Here is a 17208-nt window from a genome sequence, read left to right as displayed (position 1 = left end):
GTGGGACATCTGCTGATGGTGGAGAGCTGGGTCGGCTCGATGAGCACCCTGCTGCCGCAGGGAATCAAGGACGGCGGACACCGATTCAGCTTCCTGACCAGGGATCTCGGGCATTACCTCCGCCCGGGCACACCGTCGCCGCACCCGCTGCTGGCCGCTGACAATGTGTTCACCGCCGAGACCAACGACGAGGCCGCGCTGCTGCCGTATGCACGAAAGCTGCACGAGCTCTTCGGTTTCGACGGCGTACTCACCTCGTGTGACTACTACCTGCCGACGGTGGCCGCGATCGCCACCGATCTGGGTCTGCCCGGTCCCGGCCGAGAGGCGGTGGTGGCGGCGTGCGACAAGTACCTGACCCGCGAGATCTGTCGCGCCGCCGGAGTTCCCGGGCCGGACTTCGCGGTCGCCGAGACGATGGACGAGATCCTCGGCGCCGCAGATCGATTGGGCTATCCGCTGGTGGTGAAGCCGATCGATCTGTGTGGCGGGATGTTCGTGTGCCGGGTCGACGACGACGCCGAGTTGCGCGCCGCAGTCGAGCGTATCGCTGGATTCCCGGTGAACGCGCGTGAGCAGCGCAGGTCACCGCAGGTGCTGGTCGAAAGATGCGTGCAGGGGCCGGAATTCAGCGTGGAGACGGTGACCGTCGCCGGGCAGACGACTGTCATCGGGGTCACCGACAAGCAGCTCACCGGCGCCCCGGCCTTCATCGAGTCGGGCCATATGTTCCCGGCCGACCTGTCGGCTATCGACCACCAGGCCGTCGCCGAGACCGCCGTTGCGGCAGTCGAAGCGCTCGGTCTCGACGCGACCGTCGCCCATACCGAGGTCAAGCTCACGGCGGACGGGCCGTGTCTGATCGAGGTGAACCCACGGCCCGCAGGCAACCGGATCACCGAGCTGGTCCGCCGGGTCACCGGCATCGACCTCACCAGGGTCCATGTCGAGGCAGTCCTGGGCGGGACACCTGAGCTCACCCCGCGGCAGACCGAAGCAGGGAGCGCCGCCGTCGCCTTCGCCGTCCCCGACCGGGCAGGCGTGGTGACCCGTGTCGCCGGGGCGGCCGGCTGGGCCGACGATCCGCGCATCGTGGAACACAAACTCCCGGAACCCGGCGCCGAGGTCCGACCGGCCACCGACAACAACACCTACCTCGGCCACGTCCTCGTGACGTCCGAAAATCCGGGCGAGGCAGGCAAACTCGCCGATGCCCTGATCGCCGAGCTGCGCGTCGAGCTCGACGGCGGTGCCGCGTGATCCAGACGCACCCCGCCTCGGTGGCCGAGCTCACCACGTGGGCACGGTCCGGACGACTCGGCCCCGACCCCGACACTCTGAAAGCATCGACCGCCTTTCTCACGACCTACGGCACCAGGCACGCAGGACGCACCCGCGCCTACCGCAACGAGGTGCTCAGCATCCGGGTCGGTGCGGCGGTCGGCTCGTGTGGGCTCGAACCCGGTTCGGCCACCGGCGATCTGATTGACGACTGTGTCGCGGCGACCGTCGGTGACCTGCTCGAACACCGGGTCGGGGCGGTGCGTGTCGCGGCGCTCGATGCCTATCTGATGCATGTGCACCCGCACCCCCACGCAGGTGGTCTGCACGGTAGCCCCGTGGTTGTGGCGGGACCGACCTCGTTGACGAAATCGCGGCGCCGCGCCGACACCGTCATCGATCTGCTCCCCTCCGGGGTCACCAAGGTACTGGTGGTCGGGGTGGTCGGTTCGTTGCTGGCCGAGTTGCGCGACCGTGGCATCGCCTATGTGCCCTGCGATCTCGCGGGCGGTGTCACCGAGTGGGGCGAACCGATCTTCGAGTCCGTGGCATCGGCTCCGTCGGACTACGACGGACTGCTCGTCACCGGAATGACCCTGGGCAACGGCACATTCGACGAATTCCGCGCCATCGCGCGCGAGCGGGGACTACCCCTGGTTCTCTTCGCGCAGACGGGCAGCGCGGTGCTGCCCTGGTTCCTCGGCGCCGGAGTGCACGCCATCTCGGCCGAGCCGTATCCGTTCTTCTCTCTCGACGGTGCCGCGAGCACCCTGGTCACCTACCGGGAGCTCTCATGACCGCACCGCAACCCGGCCTGCTGCAGCTGATCGGCGGCACCCCGGTCGTCCGGGTCCCCACCGGAAACAGCTGGTACACAGCCAAACTCGAATCGGCGAGCATCGCCGGGATGAAGGCTCGTGCGGCCGTCTCGATGATGCGGGCGGCGGCCGCGCGCGGCGACCTCGCACCGGGTGCGACGATCATCGAATCGACCAGCGGCACACTTGGATTGGGACTTGCCCTGGCAGGCAAGGCACTCGGACATCCGATCGTGCTGGTGGTCGACGACGAACTGGAACCGGACCTGCGCGCCCTCTTCTCGGCGTTCGGCATCACCCTCGAGGTGGTCACCACCCCGCACCCGACCGGCGGCTGGCAGCAGGCCAGACTCGACCGGCTGGCCGAACTGCTGGCCGCGACACCCGGCGCGTACTGGCCCGACCAGTACGACAACCCCGACAATGCCGGTGGCTACCAGGCCATGGGCGCCGAGATCCTCGCGCAGGTCGACGACGTCGACGTGCTCGTCGCCTCGATCGGTTCCGGCGGCCACTGCGCGGGGCTCACCCGCGTGCTGCGTACCCGCTGGCCTCGGCTGCGGGTGGTCGGCGTCGACGCCGTGGGCTCACGCATCTTCGGTCAGCCCGACCGCCGCAGGCTCATGCGCGGCCTCGGCAGCAGCATCCTCCCCCGCAACGTGGCCTATGCCGACTTCGACGAGGTGCACTGGGTCGGCGCCGCCGAAGCCGTCGCGTCCTGCCGCGCACTCGCGGCACGCACCGGAATCGCGGGCGGCTGGAGCACCGGTGCCGCCGCCCTGGTCGCCGCCTGGATCGCCGACCGCGAACCGGATTCCCGCGTACTCACCGTCTTCCCCGACGGCCCCCACCGCTACCTGCGAACCATCTACAACGACACCTGGTGCTGCGCGAACGGCCTGTTCGCCCCTCCCGCAACAGAACCCACAACCATCCCGGCACCCGACAGCGCCGAGGTCAGCGGCTGGGGTCGCTGCACAGTGGTCCGCGATCCTGCCCCCGCGTCGACCGATCCCGCCACCGCAGTGCACGACGACGCTGCCGAGGTGCTCGGGTGAGGACGACGTTTCTCGCGCTGCCCGAGGGCGTGCGCTTGCTGCTGGTCAATCATCTGGTCGGGCATATCGGTTTCTATCTGCTGATCCCGTTTCTCGCCGACTATCTGCTGCACGACCTCGCGCTGTCGGCCGCGGTGGTCGGTGTCGTGCTCGGGGTGCGCAACCTGAGTCAGCAGGGCCTGTTCCTCGTCGGGGGTTCGGCGGCGGATCGGCTGGGGGCGCGGGGCGTGATCATGGTGGGGCTGGCCGTGCGGGCGCTCGGGTTCGCGTTGTTCGCACTCGGTGGTTCACTGCCAGTGGTGCTCGCGGCGGCGATCCTCACGGGTTTCGCGGGCGCGCTGTTCAATCCGGCCGTGCGCGCGTATATCGCCACCGACAGTGGTTCGCGGTCGGCGGAGGCGTTCGCGCTGTTCAATGTGTTCGGCAATGCTGGGTCGGCGATCGGGCCGGTGCTGGGGACCGTGCTGATCGCGGCGGGCTTCCGGATATCCGCCCTGGTCGCGGCCTTGATTTTCGTGGTGCTTGCGGTGGTTCAGTGGATACTGCTGCCTGCGCGACCGGTGCCCGCGCACGAGAGCGGGATCGGCGCCGACTTCACGACCGTGTTCACCGATCGCCGTTTCTGGGCGTTCACCTTCGCCCTGATGCCGATGTTCGCATTGCAGAGCCAGATCTATTTTCTGCTCACGTTGCAGGCACAGGACAGCGCCGAGCCCCGGTACCGCGCCGCGGCGGTGGCCGCGCTGTTCGTGGTGGAGACCATAGCCGTTGTGGCCCTGCAGGTTCGGGTCACCACGGCGCTCGTCCGTCGGCCTCGGCGAGGGCCCGCGATGGCGGCCGGAATGGCGATCATGGGCGTGTCGTTCCTGATCGCCCCGGCCGCCGCGGGTGTCGTCACCGGCGTGGGCAGTGGACTCGCGGGGACCGTACTGCGGGTCACTCCCGTGGTGGCGGGCGCGGTGGTGCTGGCCATCGGGGTGACGGCAGTGCAGCCGTTCGTGAACGAGTCGATCGGCCGCTTCGCCGGAAACCGGCTCACCGGAACCTATTTCGGGGCGTTCTACCTGGCATCGGGACTGTTCACCGTGGTCGCGACCTCGCTCAGCGGCGCGGTGCTCGACCGGGCGGGCGGGTCGCTCACCTGGCCGCCCGCACTGCTGTGCGCCGGGACCGGCGTGCTGTCCGCGGTCGCGATCCTCGGCTTGCATCGGCGGGCCGTGCTGCCTGATGCCGACATCGCTTACTCGGGAGACCGCACATGACTGATTCCCGCCATCCGGTGCGCGAGTGGCGCACGCATTTCGTCGAGCACCGGACGGCCGACACTCCGGGTATCGGCATCGGCCGCGCCAACGGCAGTTGCGGGGAACTGCTGCAAGGCGTCCTCGACGGGGACCGCCATTTCCTCGTCACGTTGCCTATCCAGCGCGGCTCCGTCGCCGTCTTCGAACCCGGCGGTGACGACATCACCGTCGTCCCCGGCCACAAGTCGAAGGCTCGGCGCCTGGCGAGCGCGATGATCGCGCGCTCACGGGTGCTGCGCGGCGGACGACTCACCGTGCGCAGCGAATTGCCCGAGGGCAAAGGCCTGGCCAGCTCCACCGCCGACCTGGTGGCGACGGCTCGCGCGGTCGCCGACGCCGAAGGCCGCACGGTCGGCCTCACCGAACTCGAAGCCGACCTGCGTGCCATCGAGCCCTCCGACGGGGTGATGTATTCCGGCACGGTCGCCTATTTCCATCGGGAAGTGCGTCTGCACACCCGGCTGGGCGCCCTGCCGCCGCTGACCATCGTCACCGGCGACGAGGGCGGCATGGTCGACACCGTCGAATTCAACCGCACCGAACCGTCTTTCGGTCCCGGGCACCAGCGCGAATACGCCGGATTGCTCGACGAACTCGGTGTCGCGATCGTGCGCGGAGACGTGACGGCGATCGGCGCGGTGGCCACCCGCAGTGCTGTGCTCAGTGCCGCGTTCCGCCACCGCCCGCATCTGGACTCGACCATCCGGGAAGCACGCGCGCTCGGCGCGGTGGGTGTCGTCGTCGCGCACAGCGGCACGACCACCGGAATCCTGCTGAGCGAGAACGACCGCGACTTTCGCACCAAACTCGCTGCCGCAGAGCAGCTCTGCGCTTCCTTCGGCTGCGCGGTGAGCGTGCATCAGACCCGCCGACCGGTCCGGGGACACCGGCTTCCGCACGAGCGTCTCCCGAGCAGAGAGCTACCCGCATGATCACCATCGAACAGGTCCGCTTCGGCTACGGCGCACGAATCACCTTGGACGACATCAGTTTCCGCGCCGAGCCGGGCAGCACGGTCGGGCTGATCGGCCCGAACGGGTCGGGCAAGTCGACGCTGCTGCGCCTGCTGTACCGCGCCCTGCGCCCGGCCGGTGGGACCATCACGATCGATGCCACCCCGGTCGGCACACTGCGCGGACGGGACCTCGCCACCCGCCTGGCCGTCGTCGCTCAGGAATCACCACCGGACACGCCGATCACGGTCGCCGAGACGGTTCTGCTCGGCCGGGCGCCCTGGGTCGGTGCCTTCCAAGGGTATTCACGCGCCGACCGCATCACCGCAGCCGCCGCCCTCGCCCGCGTCGGCGCCCGCGACCTGGCCGACCGCCCCTTCGCGACCCTCTCCGGCGGCGAGCGTCAGCGCGTCCTCATCGCCCGCGCCCTGGCCCAGCAGGCCGACCACCTGCTCCTCGACGAACCGACCAACCACCTCGACATCCGCTACCAGCACGAACTGCTCTCCCTGGTCCGAGGCCTCGACAAGACGACGACCATCGTCGTCCTGCACGACCTGAACCTGGCCGCCCGCTACTGCGACCACCTGGTCCTGCTCGACAACGGCCGCGTCGCCGCCGCAGGCCGGGTCGACGAGGTCCTCACCCCCGAAACCCTCGAACCCGTCTACCGCATCCCCGTCCGCCGCACCACCGCCTTCGGCGCCACCCAACTCCTCTTCGGGCCGTCGGACGACGCGGACCAGCATCACGACGCAGCAGACGAACCACCGCAGGCGACCATTCCGCCCGGCGCCTCGCCGCGTGCTCGAACCTCGAGCAGATCAACCACATCCCTGTCCGCCGGGGAGGCTCGGCACGACGTAGGTCCACAGGCCGGGGTAGATCCGTCGCCGGCGGCCCCCACGTCCGGTGACTCGACAGAGGCCACCGCAGGCGACACAGCCCGTCCTCCCGCCGAGATCCACCCCGCGCCGGCCGACCACGCTCCCGGCGGCTCAGCAGAACTCACCGATGACGGCCCCGTCGGGTCATCGTCGACGACCGACACCCGAGAGGCGGCGACGCGATGACCGCGACACTGGAAGTCGAGCAGATCGTCGACGACCTCGATCACGCACGGCACCGCACGCGCGCAGTGCTGCTGATCGGCGGACTGCTCATCGCACTCGCCGTCACCGTGTTGGTGGCGGCCGGGTTGGGGCCGGTGGCGGTTCCACCGGGCACCGTTGCCCGGATCATCGGCCACCACACGTTCGGCCGACCGGTGACTCCCGATTGGACCACCGCGCAGGACTCGATCGTCTGGCTGGTCCGGGTGCCGCGCGTACTACTCGGCGCGCTCGTCGGCGCCGCACTGGCCATCACCGGCGCCGTTCTGCAGACCATCGTGCGCAATGTGCTCGCCGATCCACACATCCTCGGCGTCACCTCGGGCGCCTCGACCGGTGCCGCCGTCTACCTGCTGTTCGGCGTGAGCGCGGCGGCCACCTCCGCCGCACTCGCGGCGAGTGCGTTCATCGGGGCACTGATCGCCACGGTGCTGCTGTTCGCCATCTCCCGGATCAACGGGCAGCTCACCTCGCTGCGACTGCTGCTCGGCGGGGTGACCATCGGCTACATCTTCTCGGCCGCCACGAGCTTTCTGATCTTCGCCTCCGACCGCCCCGAAGGCGCGCGGACGGTGCTGTTCTGGCTGCTCGGCTCGCTCGCCCCGGCGGCGTGGTCCTCGGTGGCGACCACCGTCGCCGTCGTCGCGGGCGCCCTGCTCGCGGTGCTGCTGATGGCGCCACGCCTGGACGCGCTCGCCGCGGGTGACGACACCGCGCGCACGCTCGGCTTCGCCCCGAATCGAATCCGGTTGTGGGCGTTGCTGATCGTGGCACTGGCCGTCGGCGCGGTGGTGGCCGTCGCGGGGGCGATCGGCTTCGTCGGGCTCATCGTTCCGCATGTGGCGCGGCTGTGTGTCGGCGGAACCCACCGGCACCTGCTGGTGGTGAGCGCCCTGCTCGGCGCGCTGTTCCTGGTGCTCGCCGATGTGGGTGCGCGCACCGTTTTCGCGCCACGCGAACTGCCCATCGGCATCGTCACGGCCGCCGTCGGCGCTCCACTGCTCCTGCTGCTGATCCGGCGCTCCCGCGCCTCCTGATTTCTGCTCCATCGAAAGGAATACCGATCACCGTGTTCACAGGTGTCTCCTCCACACGTCACCGTGCGATCCCCGCCCTCGCGCTGCTCACCGCCGTGGTCACCGGCTGCGGTGCGCCCGCACCGGCCACCACCACGGCGGAAGACGGCTTCCCCCTCACTGTTTCGAGTTGTGGGCGTGATGTCACGTTCACCGCGCCACCGCAGCGGGTCGTCACCGTCGGCTCCATCGCCGCGCCCACGATCGCCGCCGCCGGTGCCGCCGACCGGATCGTCACCCGCACCTTCGAAGCCGCCGCCTTCCCGGGCCAGTACGGCGATGCCCTCAAAGACATCGAAATCACCGCCCCGACAGCGGAACTCGCTCGTGAGGAGATCATCGCCCGCTCCCCCGACCTGGTGGTGAGCGTCGAGGGACTGTCGGTGACCCCCGACGACCTGGCCCAGGTGAACATCCCGCTGATCGTCACCCGTGGCTACTGCCGCGACGCGGCGGGCACCTTCGAGGACGTCTTCGCCGACATCTCGCTCTACGGCAAGCTCTTCGGCACCGCGGGTGCCGCCGACGCCGAAGTCGCCACGCTGCGGCAGCGGGTGCGAGCGGTCACCGAAAAGCACAGCGGCACAACTGCTCCTCGACGCGCCGCGGCACTGATCCTTTCGCGCGACGGGGCCCAGCTCAAGGCCTACGGTTCCCAGAGCACCGTCCACGAACAGATGCGCATCCTCGGCCTGTCCAACATCTACGGCGACATCGCCAAACGCAATTTCGAAGCCAACACCGAAACGCTCATCGCCCAGGATCCCGAGGTGATCATCCTGCTCACCCAGGGCGACCAGACCCCCGAATCGGTGCGAACCACCCTTCGCCAGCGCCCCGAGCTGGCGGGATTGCGCGCCATCCGCGAGAACCGGATCATCGTCGTACCCTTCGGCTACACCGGTCCGGGACCGGTCGCCGTCGAGGGTTTGGAAGTGCTCGACCGCGAACTGGCGGGCCTGCGATGACCTCGACCACCACCGACTATCTCGTCCGCCCCGCTGGTCCCGGCGACCTGACCGGCGCACGCAGCGTCATGCTCGACACCTTCTACCACGTGTTCGGCATCGGCTACCTGCCCGAACACCACCACGACGTGATCGACCTCGACGCCACGTACCTGCGTCACCCGCGCAATCGCCTGTGGGTGGCCGAGCACGAGGGAGTCGTCGTCGGTACCACCGCGATCCGCGCGCAGGGGCCTGCGCACCCACCCCATCCGGCCGAGCTGGCACGCCGCTATCCCGACGGCACCACCGCCCAGCTGTTCCGGGTCTACGTCCGGCCCGAGCACCACCGGCGTGGGCTGGCCACCCGGCTCGTCACCGCCGCCGTCGAAACTGTCCAGGACACACCGGAATTCGACCGGCTGTACCTGCACACCGACGCGCGGACACCGGGCGCCCTGGAGTTCTGGCTCACCTTCGGCCACATCGTGCACGACGCGCGCGGTCCGCACGACGGATTCCAGACCGTGCACCTCGAGATCCCCCTCGACCGGCCGGATCGGGAACTGGCGCGGTGACGGCTCACACGGCACTATCGAACTCGTGGAACAGCAGCGAAACCGCCCGCGATCGGGTGCCGTGTCGTGACCGTGCTCGCACCGGGAGAGAACCGGCCCGCGCCGGGCGATGAGCTGACCGTCACCGTGGCCTGTTCGGCCCCGGTCGACGTGTCGGCCCTGTTGCTCGACACCGCGGGCAAGGTGCGCTCCGACGCCGACTTCGTCTTCTTCAACCAGCCGACCGGGCCTGGTGTGGTGTACCGGCACGGCAACGGTGGGCCCGACATCGTGCAGGTGAAGACCTCCGCGCTGCCCGCCGACGTGGACAAGGTGGTGGTCACGGCAAGCCTCGACGGACGCGGACCCGCCACCTTCGCCGCCGTCGGCAACCTCACCGCCACCATCCAGTCCGGGCCGACCGCCCTGACGTTCCCCGTCTCCGGGCTCACCACCGAGAGTGGTGTGGTGTGCGTGGAGATCTACCGACGCGGCGGGGCGTGGAAGGTGCGCGCCATCGGCCAGGGATACGACGACGGACTCGCGGGCATCGCGTCGGCCTACGGGGTGAACCTCGACGACGAACCGGAACCCGCCGCGCCCCAAGGGAATACGACACTTCCCGCGCACCCGCCACAGGGCGCGCCGCAGCATCCCGGCGCCCCGATGCCTCCCGGGCAGCCCCCGGTGGGCGGGGGTCACCCCCTTCCTGGTCACGGCGTTCCCGGGCAGTTCGCACCTCCCGGACCACCTGGCGCGTACCCACCACCTGGGCAGGCCCCGGCCCCCGGACAAGGCGCCTACACCCCTGCGCCCGGACATGCACCAACCCCCGGACCGGCGGCCTACCCGCCGCCCGGGCAGTTCCCCCCGCCTGGTCAACCGGGTTCCCCACCACCCGCTCACCCTGGTGCGCAATCTTCGTACGCCTCTCAGCAAGGAGCCCCGCCCGTGCACAGCGACCTGTTCGACCCCTCGCATGCCGAGGTCAACGGCCTCGGTATCCAGAAGCAGGGCGGCAAGATGGTCAAGGTCGGGTTGAACGGGGAGGTGATGGCGCGGTCCGGCTCGATGGTGGCCTACCAGGGTGACCTGAAGTTCGAAGCGCTCGGCTCCGGCGGCATCGGCCGCGCGATCCGGCAGCATCTCACCGGCGAGGGTGTGCCGTTGATGAAGGTGAGCGGGCGCGGCGACCTGTTCCTGGCCAACAGCGCCGCCGACGTGCACATCATCGACCTCGACGGCTCCGACGGTCTCACCATCAACGGCGCCAACGTGCTCGCCTTCGACTCCACCCTGCGTTACGACATCGGCCGGGTACAGGGCGCGGCCGGAATCGCCTCCAACGCGGGTCTTTTCAACTGCGTCTTCACCGGCCGCGGCCGCATCGCCATCACCACCCACGGCACCCCGGTCGTCCTCACCGTCGACCAGGCCACCTACGCCGACCCCAACGCCGCCGTGGCCTGGTCCTCCAGCCTGCAGACCGGCATCAAACGCAACGACTCCTTCGGCCTGGGCCGCCTCATCGGCCGCAGCACCGGCGAAGCGAGCACCCTGTCCTTCTCCGGCCGCGGCTTCGTCATCGTCCAGCCCTCCGAACTCCCTCCCGGCGGCCTCCTCGGCGGCACCGGCGGCGGCCAGCAAGCAGGCACCGGCGGCAGCCTCTTCGGCTGAACGGCGTTTACACCGGGTCGGGCCGTCGGCCACGCAATCGACCGCCAATGCCCGAAACGTCAGCGACGGAGCACCCCGGCGCCCATACGGTCGAGTGCTGCGGCGCTGCTCGCGCATCCTGCAGCCACTGAAAGACCCGGTCAGCGGTGCGGCGTGCCCTGCTCATCGGGAGCGTGACGCCGCCACACCAGCAGCGCACAGCCGACGATGACGCCCGTCGCGATCAGGACGGGCGTCTTGCTGTCCAGCGCCGGGGAGTACGTGTCGGGAACGTACGCGGTCCACCCGGACTCGCTGCCTCCGGTGAACCGGGTGTCTCCGAGCAACGTCGCGACGAACAGCACGGCGAATGCTGTGACGGCGGTAGTCGGTGCGGCGGGAAAACACGTGCCGATCGCGAATCCGGCCACGGCGGGCAGCAGGAAGCGGAAGGTGAGGTCTGTGAGGGTCGTGGAGTCGACGACGGCCGGGAGCAGCCCACTGACGGTGACCACCCCGCACCCGAGAATTCCTATCAGCGGCCGCCGACGAGCTACGCCGATCAGCACACCGACCACCACCAGCCCGATCTGCGCCGACGCACCGAGCCGATCCGGCCCGGAGACCGCCGACGAGTCCACGGCGAGCATCGCCGCCACCGCCAGCACCGTCAGCACGGCCGTTCCGTCCTGCCGCGGCAACCGAAAGCTCAGCGCGACAAGGGCGATCACGGCGACCGTCGCTACCGCGACAGCAGGATCTCCACCGGCCTGGGCGGTCACCGCGACCGACACCGCCAGGCTGAGCGGGACAGCGATGCCCGTCAGCACTTCCCGGCCGGTGGCCTCGCCATCCACCGCCTGCCCGCGAAACCCGTAGACGACCAGCGCTGCCACCAGTGCGACGAGTACAGCCCAACTCACTGCAGGCCCGGAAGTCGACGGTGCTTCCAGGTAGTCCGCGTACCGCTCCGGCATCCCGGTATCGACCTCGAGTCGCTCGCCGTACAGCGCCGCGATCAGCGAGCCGGCCACGAACCACACCCGCGCGCCCACCGGAAGCACGGCTGCCCCGATAACCAGCCCGGCACCGACCGCGACCACCACGCGCTGTTCCACAGCCGTACCGGCGCCTGCCACAAGCAACACGATCCCGACCGACCCGGCGACCGAGACAACGATCCGACGCGGCGCGAACCGACTGATCAGAGCGATGGTCAGCACCGCGACGACGGCAGCCCCGGTCGCCTCGTACACCGGCTCCGGCGGAAACAACCAGCCCGATCCGGACGCGACAACAGCGAACGCACGGTCGGCACACGCGATCGCACATCCGCTGACATACCCGCCGATCAAGCCGACCGCCGCAGCGACCACCACACGCATGTTCATTCACACCCCTGCCGTCCGAAACAGCGCCCACGCCGCCGACGAATCGCCCGCCATGGTGAAACGGTTCGGTGCCGTCGGCATCGCCGGTCGTGGAGGCTACGACGGTAGCTTCCGTTTCAGCGTTCGGTGTGGCTCCGCGTCCGAGCGGCGCCCGGCATGTCGGACCGCGAGTGCGAGGCGACGAGGCCCCGTCTACGACCCCGCGCGCTCCTTGCGGGCCTGCCGCCGAGCCTCGCGCATTTCGTTGAGTTCCTGCTCCAGGCTCTCGGCGATGCGGAACTGGCCGGTGTCGTAGATGCTGGTCGGCTCGATGGCCTCGTAGCCGAAGTTGGCTTCGGCGAAGGCCTTTTCGACTCGGGCCTCGATGTCGGAGATCGTGCTCTTGCGGGCGGCGGGGACCGAGTCGGTGGTCTTCACCTGCTCGACCGGCTTGGGTGTTTCCTTCACCGGCTCGGCGGCGGCGACGACGGTCTTCTTGGCCGTTGCCTTGTCGCCCGAGGACGGCTTGCCGATGCCGAAACGCTTGCGCTTCTCGGCCGGCCTGCCGTTGGAGACCGGCTCGGACGGGGTCCAGGCGGGTTCGCGGGTGATCGGGGCGGTCACCGACGGCGCGGGCGGTGCCGACTCGATGCGGGTGCTTCCGGTCATCGGCGGGGTGTAGGTGAGGCGCACGCCGTCGACGGCCTGCCGGTTGAGGATGCTCTCGGCGGGGTCGGGCAGGTCCCTGACCTGGCTGGTCGCCCGGGTGATCGCCAGGCCGTACCTGGCACTCACCGCGTCGTGGATGAGCAGCGCGACGCCGATCATCACGGGCGCGACGGCGTGCACGGCGGCGTCGTACCAGCGGCCGTCACGCACATAGGGATAGGTGTTGAGCGTGACGGTGAGCGAGAGCAGCGCCATTTCGGCCAGCGCAACCTGACGCCGGTTGTCGATGACTCCCCACTCGGCCACCTTGTTGGTGCCGACCATGATGATGATCAGACACACGCTGATCATGGCCTCGAGCAGGTAACTGAACCAGAACAGCGGGTCGGTCGGCCCGCCGGGCGCGATGTTCTGCTGCACGTTCACCGCCGACCACAGCATGCCGGCGGCGACCACGCCCGCAAGGGCTTTCAGTGACCAGGACCGGTGCCGATACAGCGAGGCGAGTTTGGCGTGCGGGCTCGATTCGCGCCGCTGGGCGGCCATCGCCTTCCTGGCGAGCAGCAGATCTCGCATGTCGGCCTTCTCGATAGCTTCGGTGGTCTGCCTTGCACGGTCCGAGGCCTGCGCCATCGCCTGGGTGTGTTTCCAGCGCTGCTCGCGATCCTGTTCGCGGATGCGTTCGGCGAGTTCACGTTCGGCGCGCAGTTCGTCCTCGGACAGGGCGTCGGTGAGCGCCGGGTCGAACTGGTAGGCGAGTCGTCCGCGCGCCCGTTCGACGCGCTGGGCGAGCTGGCTGACGTCGTCCTCGAGGGGCGATTCGCTGGTCATGCCAGACCACCGCCCCGGGATCGCGATGGCAGACAGGTGAGCACACGTGTGAACGGCACACGCCATTCTTAATGCATTCACCCTCCGGCGCGAAACCGATGCTCCCACACCACTGCCCAAATGCGGCGCGCCGCGAGCGACACGCGCATTTCACACCTGCGGCCGAAACAGCCCACTTTTCACTTCACTGCGGCTCAAATGTTGTCGAACACCGTTCGCCACCCCGACCGAAGCCGCTATTGTCACTCCGCCAATATTGGTACACACTGTATCCGTAACCACCGGTCACGCCTGAGGCCGGTGCTGTGCCGAGCCGTAATAAGGAGACTCGATGGCCGCCAATCGGTCCAGCTGGATGAACGAGGATCTGGACGCCCTGCGCGACCTCGCCCGCGCCTTCATGGCCAAGGAACTCGTCCCGAATATCGACAAGTACCGCGAGCAGCACCATGTGGATCGCGACCTGTGGAACAAGGCGGGCGAAGTAGGTCTGCTCTGTCTGTCGATCCCGGAGGAGTACGGCGGCGGTGGCGGCACCTTCGCCCACGAGGCGGTGCTGATGGAGGAGCAGGCGCGCGCCGTCGACACTTCCTGGGGCGTGAGCCTGCACAACGGCATCGTCGCCCACTACCTGCTCGCCTACGGCACCGAGGAGCAGAAGAAGCAGTGGCTGCCCAAGATGGCCTCCGGTGAGGTCGTCGGCGCCATCGCCATGACCGAGCCCGGCACCGGCTCCGACCTGCAGGCCGTGAAAGCCAAGGCGATCCGCGACGGCGACGAGTACGTCATCAACGGCTCCAAGACCTTCATCACCAACGGCGCCCAGGCCGACCTCATCATCCTGGTCGCCAAGACCGACCCCACCCAGGGCGCCTCCGGCGTCTCGCTGGTGCTGGTCGAGGCCGACCGCGAGGGCTTCCGTCGCGGCCGCGTGCTCGACAAGATCGGTCAGAAGGGCCAGGACACCTCCGAGCTGTTCTTCGAGGACGTGCGCGTCCCGGTGAGCAACCTGCTCGGCTCCCAGGAGGGCCAGGGCTTCGTCCAGCTGATGCAGCAGCTGCCCCAGGAGCGCCTGATCGTGGCCCATGGCGCGGTCGCGGGCATGGAGGTGGCGCTCGAGCACACGCTGCGCTACACCAAGGAGCGCGAGGCGTTCGGCCGCCCGGTGTTCGGTTTCCAGAACACCAAGTTCAAGCTGGCCGAGGTGGCCACCGAGGCCCGCATCGCGCGCGTGTTCATCGACGACTGCATCGAGAAGCACCTGCGCGGCGAGCTCGACATCCCCACCGTCGCGATGGCCAAGTGGTGGTGCACCGACAAGGCGATGCAGATCGCCGATACCTGCCTGCAGCTGTTCGGTGGCTACGGCTACATGAACGAGTACCCGATCGCGCGCATGTGGGTGGACAACCGCGTGCAGCTGATCTACGCGGGCACCAACGAGATCATGAAGGAGATCATCGCGCGCAGCCTGTAGGACCGCGGGCGGAACCGTCCGACCTATCCGTATCCGCAACCGGGACGAATGTTCTTCGGAAAGCGGTACGAACAGGACAAGGATGGTGCGGCGAAACGTGGACAGGGAACCGGGACTGCCTGCCCGCGCCGACATGATGCGTGCCGTGTGCGGGGTCGCCGGGTCCGCCGATCCCGTGCTCGCGGCCGCGCACGAACTGGCGGCCCTGCACGAACGCCGCGAACAGCTGGTGCCTGGCGACACCAGCGATATCGATTGGGAGCGCGCCCGGTTGGTCTGCGAGATCGACCGCTGGGTGCTGCTCCGCTCGCCGAAACCACCGACCACGGCGCCGATGCACACCGAGAGCATCGGCGCCGTTGTCGATCGCATGGCCCATTTCGCCGCGCTCACCTACCGGGCGCTGGCCTGCGGCGCCGAGGCCGATTTGCGCGCCGCCCAGCAGCGGCTGCACGAATTGGCCTGCGGCTACGACGATCTCGTCGCCGAGGTGGCCAACGGCACGCGCCGCCTGCCCGATGGCTCCGACGACGCCCCCTACAGCGGCCGCGACCAGGCCGACCAGCATCGGCCGGGCACCGAATAGCCTTCTTCAATACATTCGCAGCGCGACCAACCGCCAGGTGTCCTTGCCTGATTCGATCCGTCCGGCGATGGCGAGAGTGCGGTCGCCCCGCTGATACAGGGCGAACACTTCAGCTGCTCCAGGTTCCGCCGAGGTCTGACGTACACGCGTGAGATTGGCGGCGCCCAATCCCTTTCCGGGAACCAGATCCTGGGCGAGCATGGTGGCGACCGCCGACACCACCAGCGGATCGGCGAAGGGTCGCAGATGCGTCACCGACCGACGCCGATCGAGAACTTCGAGCACCCACCGCAGCACCTGCTCGGCGAATCGCATTGTGTCCGTGTGCGCTTCGGCGACCGGCGTCTGCGCCACACACGCACCGCGCACCGCGCGCCTGATCCCGGCGGGCGTCCCGTGCCCGGACCGCCGCGTGCGCGCCCGGGTAACCCGGTGCGGCACAACCGCTTCCGATCGCCCGCCGGGCTCCAAGCGCGGCTCACAATGCGGCGCGGGCAACAACGACGTTCCATCCATCGACCCAGACATGGGCTGTCCCCTCGAGTCCCGCCCACACACTCCCCAGTGATGGCGCACAGCATGCCACGACCCTCCGACAAGTGTGCGCGGAATCGACACGGACAGGCTGGTCAGAACAGTGTCATCGGTTCCTCGGTACCGCCGGCGGGTTGCGGTGGCAACTCGGGAATCACCGTGGCGACCTCGGCGTGGAACCGGCGGGCCAGGTCGCGGGCGGCTGCGTTGTCGGGTGTGTGCACGAAGACCGTCGGCGACCGGCCTTCCCGCAACCACTGCGCCACCGTCTCCACCCAGGGCTCCCACCCGGCTACCGTGCGCTCCTCGTCGGAACGGCCGTGATAGCGCACGATCGGGTACTCGGTGAGCGCTCGGGTACGCCTGGGTACCCGAGGCTTCTTCGCCCGCGCCTCCACCTCGGCCGGGTCGGCCGACGGCCCGTCGAACAGCACCGTCGTGTCGAAGGGGACCCATTCGGCACCGATCCGACCGAGCACCCGTTCCAGCTGCACGGCGGCGCGGTCGTCGGTGAAGAAGGCCGGGTGCCGCACCTCGACGGCGCAGCGCAGACCCGAGGGCAGCTCCCGCTGGAACCGGGCGAGCGCGCCGAGATCACCCGGACCGAACGACGCGGGCAGTTGCAGCCACAGCGCGTGCACCCGGGAACCGAGTGGCGCCATCACGTCCAGGAAGGCCGCGAGTTCGGCGCGCGCGTCGACGAGCCTTCGTTCGTGGGTGATCGCCCTCGGCGGTTTGAGGACGAATCGGAAGTCCGGCGCGGTCTGACGCGCCCAGGATTGCACCGTCGAGGCCGAGGGGGTCGCGTAGAAGGTCGTATTGCCCTCCACTGCGCCGCAGTGCGCGGCGTAGGAACGCAGCTTCTCGGCCGACGCGGGCCACTGCGGATGAGTCCACATCGCACACCCCACCCGCAGCTCACGCACTACCCGACCGTATTACAGCGAGCGCCCGTCCCTAAAATGAGACCGGTTGCCAC

At 69.2% G+C, this 17208-nt stretch carries 15 protein-coding genes and 1 pseudogene; 12 read left to right on the top strand and 4 right to left on the bottom strand.

The annotated features are described in order from the left end of the window. The 10 genes and pseudogenes from LDL21_RS16910 to LDL21_RS16865 all read left to right on the top strand — a co-directional run bounded on the left by LDL21_RS16910 (position 1) and on the right by LDL21_RS16865 (position 10783). Positions 1–1260, top strand: coding sequence for an ATP-grasp domain-containing protein (locus LDL21_RS16910; protein ID WP_225280886.1), 1260 nt, complete (start codon positions 1–3; stop codon positions 1258–1260). Next, entirely contained in the window at positions 1257–2078 is an 822-nt protein-coding gene (locus LDL21_RS16905) for a hypothetical protein (protein ID WP_225280884.1), read from the top strand. The genes LDL21_RS16910 and LDL21_RS16905 overlap by 4 nt, the downstream gene beginning before the upstream one ends. Next, positions 2075–3157, top strand: coding sequence for a PLP-dependent cysteine synthase family protein (locus LDL21_RS16900; protein ID WP_225280883.1), 1083 nt, complete (start codon positions 2075–2077; stop codon positions 3155–3157). Before LDL21_RS16905 ends, LDL21_RS16900 begins: the two co-directional genes overlap by 4 nt. Then, positions 3154–4419: an MFS transporter gene (locus LDL21_RS16895; protein ID WP_225280881.1), complete on the top strand. Its 1266-nt coding sequence runs from the start codon at positions 3154–3156 to the stop codon at positions 4417–4419. Before LDL21_RS16900 ends, LDL21_RS16895 begins: the two co-directional genes overlap by 4 nt. Next, positions 4416–5393 (top strand): GHMP family kinase ATP-binding protein, encoded by a 978-nt coding sequence (locus tag LDL21_RS16890; RefSeq protein ID WP_225280879.1) that lies wholly within the window; start codon positions 4416–4418, stop codon positions 5391–5393. Before LDL21_RS16895 ends, LDL21_RS16890 begins: the two co-directional genes overlap by 4 nt. After that, a pseudogene (locus LDL21_RS16885) lies at positions 5390–6103 on the top strand (ABC transporter ATP-binding protein); the annotation flags it as partial. The gene LDL21_RS16890 and the pseudogene LDL21_RS16885, both read left to right, overlap by 4 nt. A 380-nt stretch (positions 6104–6483) precedes the next feature. Next, a complete protein-coding gene (locus LDL21_RS16880; protein WP_225280877.1) occupies positions 6484–7563 on the top strand; it encodes a FecCD family ABC transporter permease in 1080 nt (359 codons plus the stop codon). A gap of 32 nt (positions 7564–7595) precedes the next feature. Then, complete coding sequence (locus tag LDL21_RS16875; RefSeq protein WP_225280875.1) at positions 7596–8570, top strand: ABC transporter substrate-binding protein; 975 nt, start codon at positions 7596–7598, stop codon at positions 8568–8570. Then, positions 8567–9127 carry a GNAT family N-acetyltransferase gene (locus LDL21_RS16870; RefSeq protein WP_225280874.1) on the top strand — a complete coding sequence of 187 codons (561 nt, stop codon included), beginning with the start codon at positions 8567–8569 and terminating at the stop codon, positions 9125–9127. Before LDL21_RS16875 ends, LDL21_RS16870 begins: the two co-directional genes overlap by 4 nt. Before the next feature lie 66 nt (positions 9128–9193). Further along, positions 9194–10783 carry an AIM24 family protein gene (locus LDL21_RS16865; RefSeq protein ID WP_225280873.1) on the top strand — a complete coding sequence of 530 codons (1590 nt, stop codon included), beginning with the start codon at positions 9194–9196 and terminating at the stop codon, positions 10781–10783. A 140-nt stretch (positions 10784–10923) separates the two neighbouring features. Here LDL21_RS16865 and LDL21_RS16860 read toward each other — a convergent pair whose 3' ends face one another. Continuing rightward, a complete protein-coding gene (locus LDL21_RS16860; RefSeq protein ID WP_225280872.1) occupies positions 10924–12153 on the bottom strand; it encodes a hypothetical protein in 1230 nt (409 codons plus the stop codon). A gap of 192 nt (positions 12154–12345) precedes the next feature. Beyond that, positions 12346–13632 carry a hypothetical protein gene (locus tag LDL21_RS16855; protein WP_225280870.1) on the bottom strand — a complete coding sequence of 429 codons (1287 nt, stop codon included), beginning with the start codon at positions 13630–13632 and terminating at the stop codon, positions 12346–12348. Between the two features lie 331 nt (positions 13633–13963). Between LDL21_RS16855 and LDL21_RS16850 the strand changes: the two genes are divergently transcribed. Together LDL21_RS16850 and LDL21_RS16845 are read left to right on the top strand one after the other, a co-directional pair. After that, positions 13964–15109, top strand: coding sequence for an acyl-CoA dehydrogenase family protein (locus LDL21_RS16850; RefSeq protein WP_181700091.1), 1146 nt, complete (start codon positions 13964–13966; stop codon positions 15107–15109). 97 nt (positions 15110–15206) lie between these two features. Further along, entirely contained in the window at positions 15207–15695 is a 489-nt protein-coding gene (locus LDL21_RS16845; RefSeq protein ID WP_225280868.1) for a DUF4254 domain-containing protein, read from the top strand. 6 nt (positions 15696–15701) lie between these two features. On the opposite strand, the gene LDL21_RS30205 is transcribed toward LDL21_RS16845, so the two are convergent. Together LDL21_RS30205 and LDL21_RS16835 are read right to left on the bottom strand one after the other, a co-directional pair. Then, entirely contained in the window at positions 15702–16010 is a 309-nt protein-coding gene (locus LDL21_RS30205; protein WP_067496918.1) for an Rv3235 family protein, read from the bottom strand. A gap of 314 nt (positions 16011–16324) precedes the next feature. Next, complete coding sequence (locus LDL21_RS16835) at positions 16325–17155, bottom strand: DUF72 domain-containing protein (RefSeq protein ID WP_225280867.1); 831 nt, start codon at positions 17153–17155, stop codon at positions 16325–16327. Between the last annotated feature and the right edge of the window lie 53 nt (positions 17156–17208).

The organism is Nocardia rosealba (assembly GCF_020216065.1).
Classification (GTDB): Bacteria; Actinomycetota; Actinomycetes; order Mycobacteriales; family Mycobacteriaceae; genus Nocardia; species Nocardia rosealba.
The sequence above is the reverse complement of the archived record's forward strand: the minus strand, read 5'-3'. Positions and strand labels throughout refer to the sequence as shown.

Coding starts and splice junctions, on each gene's coding strand:
- LDL21_RS16880 (WP_225280877.1), top strand. CDS start 6,484: ATGACCGCGACACTGGAAGTCGAGCAGATCGTCGACGACCTCGATCAC.
- LDL21_RS16870 (WP_225280874.1), top strand. CDS start 8,567: ATGACCTCGACCACCACCGACTATCTCGTCCGCCCCGCTGGTCCCGGC.
- LDL21_RS16900 (WP_225280883.1), top strand. CDS start 2,075: ATGACCGCACCGCAACCCGGCCTGCTGCAGCTGATCGGCGGCACCCCG.
- LDL21_RS16855 (WP_225280870.1), bottom strand. CDS start 13,632: ATGACCAGCGAATCGCCCCTCGAGGACGACGTCAGCCAGCTCGCCCAG.
- LDL21_RS16860 (WP_225280872.1), bottom strand. CDS start 12,153: ATGAACATGCGTGTGGTGGTCGCTGCGGCGGTCGGCTTGATCGGCGGG.
- LDL21_RS16890 (WP_225280879.1), top strand. CDS start 4,416: ATGACTGATTCCCGCCATCCGGTGCGCGAGTGGCGCACGCATTTCGTC.
- LDL21_RS30205 (WP_067496918.1), bottom strand. CDS start 16,010: ATGCGATTCGCCGAGCAGGTGCTGCGGTGGGTGCTCGAAGTTCTCGAT.
- LDL21_RS16850 (WP_181700091.1), top strand. CDS start 13,964: ATGGCCGCCAATCGGTCCAGCTGGATGAACGAGGATCTGGACGCCCTG.